Origin of the sequence: Nocardia noduli, from assembly GCF_019038455.1 — a bacterium.
Lineage (GTDB): Bacteria > Actinomycetota > Actinomycetes > Mycobacteriales > Mycobacteriaceae > Nocardia > Nocardia noduli.
Genome location: NZ_JAFMPL010000196.1, coordinates 1 through 5438, shown reverse-complemented (window position 1 = coordinate 5438; position 5438 = coordinate 1). Strand labels below are relative to the sequence as shown.

8 protein-coding genes are annotated in these 5438 nt (G+C 71.1%); all 8 read left to right on the top strand.

Annotated features, from left to right (window positions below; translation table 11 throughout):
• Positions 1 to 571, top strand: a 571-nt coding sequence (locus tag JZ792_RS40630) for a bifunctional DNA primase/polymerase (RefSeq protein ID WP_216918239.1), incomplete at its 5' end; no start/stop codon positions are given.
• 277 nt (positions 572 to 848) lie between these two features.
• Positions 849 to 1502, top strand: coding sequence for a hypothetical protein (locus tag JZ792_RS40625; protein ID WP_216918237.1), 654 nt, complete (start codon positions 849 to 851; stop codon positions 1500 to 1502).
• Entirely contained in the window at positions 1468 to 1797 is a 330-nt protein-coding gene (locus tag JZ792_RS40620) for a DUF3085 domain-containing protein (protein ID WP_216918235.1), read from the top strand. The genes JZ792_RS40625 and JZ792_RS40620 overlap by 35 nt, the downstream gene beginning before the upstream one ends.
• A 529-nt stretch (positions 1798 to 2326) precedes the next feature.
• The gene (locus JZ792_RS40615; protein WP_216918232.1) at positions 2327 to 3250 is read left to right on the top strand and encodes a DNA-processing protein DprA; all 924 of its coding nucleotides are present in this window, start codon (positions 2327 to 2329) and stop codon (positions 3248 to 3250) included.
• A gap of 152 nt (positions 3251 to 3402) precedes the next feature.
• Positions 3403 to 3933 (top strand): single-stranded DNA-binding protein, encoded by a 531-nt coding sequence (locus tag JZ792_RS40610; protein WP_216918230.1) that lies wholly within the window; start codon positions 3403 to 3405, stop codon positions 3931 to 3933.
• A 204-nt stretch (positions 3934 to 4137) separates the two neighbouring features.
• A complete protein-coding gene (locus tag JZ792_RS40605; protein ID WP_216918227.1) occupies positions 4138 to 4344 on the top strand; it encodes a hypothetical protein in 207 nt (68 codons plus the stop codon).
• Positions 4345 to 4430: 86 nt separating this feature from the next.
• Positions 4431 to 4946 carry a hypothetical protein gene (locus JZ792_RS40600; RefSeq protein WP_216918225.1) on the top strand — a complete coding sequence of 172 codons (516 nt, stop codon included), beginning with the start codon at positions 4431 to 4433 and terminating at the stop codon, positions 4944 to 4946.
• 170 nt (positions 4947 to 5116) lie between these two features.
• A complete protein-coding gene (locus tag JZ792_RS40595) occupies positions 5117 to 5404 on the top strand; it encodes a hypothetical protein (RefSeq protein WP_216918222.1) in 288 nt (95 codons plus the stop codon).
• Positions 5405 to 5438 lie beyond the last annotated feature (34 nt).

Sequence of the window (5438 nt, the reverse complement as noted above, 5' to 3'; positions counted from 1 at the left end):
CACCCGGCTGCCCCACCCGGTACCGATCACGTGGACGGTGAGCACACCGCACGGCTGGCACCTCTACTACGCCGCCCCCGCCACACCGCGGCTGCCGTGCAGCGTCGGCCGTCTCGGGGACGGGATCGACACCCGCGGCCACAGCGGCTACGTCATCGCCCCCGGGTCCCGCACCCGTCACGGCGACTACACCCTCGCCGCCGACCACCCCGTCGCCGACCTCCCGCCCGAACTCGTCGCCCTGCTCACCCCGCCGCGTCCGGCACCGGTCTCGTCGGCGGTTGTCGCGTCACACCCGGACGCCTACCTCGCGGCGATCCTGGCCGGGGAAGCACACCGCGTCACCACCGCCCGAGTGCATCTGCGCAACCACACCCTGTTCCGGTCCGCGCTCGTGCTGGGGCGGCTGGTGGCCGCCGACGAGATCAGCGACCACCAGGCCCGCACCGTGCTCGCCGACGCCGCCACGGTCCATGTCGGGGTCGAGGGCTTCACCACCGGCGAGGCCGATCGCACCATCGCCAACGGCCTGCGCTACTCCCGCTCCCGCCCCCGATACCTGCGCCGATAGCCCCTCGACCACCAAGGAAGGAGAGAAATCATGCCGGAACCGAACGTCGAAGTCGTAGTGGTGCGTGACCCGTCGGCCCAGACCTGGGTGTCGGTGTATGTCGACGGCGTCGCCACCGACGGCCGGTCGGTGGTGATCGACGCCGGTCACGGCTGGGAATGGGAAGACTGGCGCGATTTCCGCGACGCCACCCTCGCCGAGGCGAGCAGCCCCGCCTGCCGCGCCGAGTTGATCGACGCATTCGACGACCCGCCCGGCGGTGAATACGTGCTCGGCCGTGACCGCGCGCACTGGCTTCGACGGTATCGATCCCGAAGACCGGCTCCCGGCCCGCTACCGGCTCACCGGACCACGCGCGGTCGCGCTCACCCTGCCCACCGACACCGACACCGACACCGTGGCGCTGAGGTATCTGCGTGAGCACCTGCCCGAAGGGCAGCGCCTGATCCGCCACGACCGCACCCCGGCCGCCGACGCGGTCGCGTCCTGGGTCACGACCAGCTGGGACACGGTGCTGACCGCGGTGATCGCCGACACCACCACCGGCGAGGTCACCGCCCACCAACTGCTCTACCGGATCGCCCCCACCAGCGGCGGCGGGGACCGGGTCCGGGTCGAACTGGCCCACCGCCACGAGTTCGAGGGCAGCGACTACTACCGCGGCCTGGACCCGCGACTGCTCACCGGACTCACTCCCGTCCCCGCGGCCGTGCACGTGTCTGGCGCGCCCTGGTCCAGCAGTCCGCCCGAACATCGGCCACCGACCCCACCAGGAAGGACACCCCGCCCCGATGACCGCTGTCTCGCTGTGGTTCCCCCGCACCGACGTGCTCGGCCTCGCCGAGCACGCCATGGCCGCCACCAACCACTCGCTGCCGCCCTTCGACGAATCCGGCGTGGCCTCGCCGTCGCTGATCTGGGTCAAGGATAACGGGATCTACCTGGTCAGCAACGGCCTGCCACGCCAAGCCCCGACCGACACCGATCCCCCCGACAACAAGATGCACGTCGTGTACGCCCACGGCCACGGCGACGGCACCCACTGGCATCACGGCCCGCCCCTGGGTGACGACTTCGTCGAATACCTGCCGCTGACCGCACCGTTCGCCGAGTCCGGACCCTCACTGATCGACATGCTGCGCGGCCCCGCCACCGCCGCCTGGTTCGTCATCACCGTCGAGCCGGACACCTTCTCCGTCGACTTCACCGACATCGCCCCCTCCTGAGAGACTGGCATCGCGGAATACGACACGAGCGGGCGGCACCGGCCCGTGCCGCCCGCTCGTAGCGGTTCGTATGCTTCGCCACCGCCTTCGACCATCGGAGTCCGGAGTACCCGCATGTCCGAACCGATCTCGAATCCCTCGACCTCCAACCTCGTTCCACACTCGCCGGCACCGGCCCCTGCCGACGTCGAGTCCCGTACGGGGCTACGTCTCCAGTTCTGTGACGGCGACGACGACCTCACCGCGCACCCAACCGCCGACGGGGACGCCAGGCAGGTGCGGCTCTGGGACGGCGAGGTCTGTCTGATCGCAGTCACCCGTGACCGCGTCGGGTGGGGCTACAGCGCAGGCGATGTCGGCACCGCATCCCCGATGAGCACCTGCACGCCCGCTTCCCCGACTGGCGCCAGGCCCTGCACACCCTCACCGGCTTCACCGTCGCACCCGAATGAGACCCCGCCACACCTCAATCCGGTGCGTCGGCCCTCCTGGGTTCCTGCCCCTTCCACCACTGTCGAGGAGTACTGCCATGCACACGATCGCCCCGGTCTCCGATACGCGACTGCGGGCGTGGGCGATCCTGGCCCGCGCAGCCCTGCTCCCGTCCACCTATTCCCGCGTGGTCGTGGCCACCCGGGCGGTCGCACCCGATATCGAGGACGCCGCCGACCGGATCGGCGCGCTCACCGCCGTACCCGGTACGCGGGCATCGGTGGCCGAGCTGGCCGCCCGCGACCTCGACCGCGCCGAGCGGGCCGGGGCGTGGCTGCTCACCCCCGACGATCCCGCCTGGACCGGACTGGGTTTCGACGATCTCGACTCCCGCGACAGCCAGTACCTCGACGCGCCGGTGGCGGTCTGGGTGCGCGGCACCATCGAGGCGGTCTCGGTCCTGACCCGCGTCGGTGTCGTCGGATCGCGGGCGGTCTCCCCGCGCGGTGCCGCCATCACCGGCGAGATCGCGGGCGCGCTGGCCGACCGTGGTGTGCACATGGTCAGCGGTGGCGCCTACGGCGTGGACGTGTTTGCCCACCGGGCGGCCCTCGACCACGGGATGGCGACCACGCTCGTGGCCGCGGCCGGGATCGACCGCGTCTACCCCACCGCCCACCTTGAGGTGTTCGACGCCATCGCCGCCACCGGCGCGATCATCTCCGAATACCCACCCCGCGACGGCGTCGAACCTTCGCGGTTTCTCGCCCGCAATCGCCTGGTCGCGGCCATGTCGCGGCAGGTGGTGATTCCCGAGGCCGGACCGCGCTCGGGCAGCCTCGCGACCGCGCGGTGGGCGCGACGGCTGCACCGCCCGGTACTGGCCGTGCCCGCCGCCCCCAGCGCAGCCGCGCGGGGCTGCGACCAACTCATCGGCCAAGGCCACGCCCGCGCCGTGCACTCGGTCGCCGACGTGCTCGCCGCGCTCGATGAATCCGCTGATCCCGAACCTGGTCACTAGTTCGCCCGAAACCGCATATCGACGTCGACCACCTCCGGTTCGGCAGCGCACTCCGGCGCTGATCCCGCCCACGGCCGACACGCAGCGGCGTCGCGCGCCCACACGCGAATTCATCTGTCCCTGTTGATCATCGACCTTCGAGGAGAACCACCATGGCCGGAGACACCGTCATCACCGTGATAGGAAACCTGACCGCCGACCCAGAGCTCCGCTTTACCCCCGCGGGTGCCGCGGTCGCGAATTTCACCGTCGCGTCCACCCCGCGCTACTTCGACCGCAATTCCAACGAATGGAAGGACAGCGAGGCGCTGTTCCTGCGGTGCAGCACCTGGCGCGAGGCCGCGGAGAACGTCGCGGAGTCACTGACCAGGGGTGCGCGCGTCATCGTGAGCGGGCGCTTGAAGCAGCGCACCTACGAGACCCGCGAAGGCGAGAAACGCACCGTCGTGGAACTCGAGGTCGACGAGGTCGGCCCGTCGCTGCGCTACGCCACCGCCACGGTCAACAAGCGAAAAGCCAACCGCGCCAGCACGAGTAACGGTAGCAGCGATCGCTCCCGCGATCTCGTCGGGGCCGCCGCAGGCAGCCGTGGTGGTGACGACGACCCGTGGGCCACCGGCGGCAGCGGATTCGGCGGCGGGTTCGGGAACGGATTCGGCGGAGGCGAGAAGCCTCCATTCTAGAAACCCGGTCCCGCGCGCTCCGACCCGTATGTCAGGGCAGGGCGCGAGCAGTGGCCGTATCCGACACCCCGCTCGGATACGGCCACCCACCACCTCACCGGTGTCCGCGCGTCGGCGGTGCCCGCGGCGCGATCACGGGCCTTTCTTCCATGACCCGCACCGCGCCAGCGCGCACCGCTCCACTGTCGAAAGGTCGGCCTTCGTGTGAACGATCCCGAGAACTCGACCTACACCTGCGACCAGGGTGACTGGGAGCCGCGCTGGTACACCGTGCTCGGCCCCGACGGGCAGCTGTGGTGCGAGGCCAGCGACCGCGCCGAGGCCGTCGCGGCCATACGCCCGGGTGATCGGCTCATGCGTACCTGGCAGCGGATCCGCGTCGAGTCACAGATGCGCGAAGAACACCCCTGAACCGCACCCTTCATCTCGACAGCGGCGGATCCCGTCCGAATCCGCGTGAACCCCCTGCTGCCTCACCAGGACCAGGAGAATCCCCGATGAACGAGCCAGTACCTACCGAAGCGCCCACGCTCACCGCGTCGGCAGCGGCGGCGGCGTTGATCGCCCTCGCCGGGCACGCGCCCACGCGGGCGCGCGCCGCGATGGCCGAGGCGCTGGCCGAGCTGGCACCCGAGGACTGGGCATGGCTGGGACTGCTGCACCGCGGCCACGCCCACTCACCGAACGCGGCCTTGTCCCGGGTCCTGGCCCTGGCCGCGGCCCGACTCGGCACTACCGACACCCAGGCTATCGATCACCTGTCGCGTCCGCCTGGCGGCGTCGAGGTGCTCGAGGTCCTGGTCGAGGACGAGATCCGCGCCCGGTTGCGCGGCCCGGTCCGCGAGGACTGCTACGACTTGCGCCTGCACGCCGAACCGAGCCCGGCCACCGACGCGGCGCGCACGACCGATGCCGCGATCGCGGCCCGCGCCCGTCACCGGGCAGCCCACCCTCGCCGAGTCGCGGCCGTCACCGTCGCGATGCTCGGCATCGACGACCGGCTGGTGGCCTGACCGGGGAGAGGATCCCGCATGAGCGTCGATGACCCGCGTGAGACGCCACGAACCAGATTCAGATCCGGTTTCTGCGTCACCTGCTCGACCGCCTCGACGCCCTCGCCGACCAGGCCAGCCCGTGGGAAGGGATCCGCCGCCTTCGCGGGGTCATCGCCGCACGCCTGACCGTGATCACCGACACCGAACCGGCCGAAGCCGAAGCCGAAGCCGGCGACATGGGCACCAGGCACGGCCGTCTCGTGTTGATCACGGTCGAGTTGCACCGGCTACGGCGCACGACGACCCCCGCCACGATCACCACCCGCGGCGGGCACCGCCACCGTGTCCACGTCCGTGCGGTCGGACGACGGCACACCCTCGTCCACACCGACGGCGGCCCCGGGCTCGCGGCAGTGCTCGTGCCACTGCGGTTCATCGAATCAGTGGACCCGCTCGAACCCGCCGCACGACAGTAACTCCCCGGCGCAACCAACACCCCCGCCACCCGAG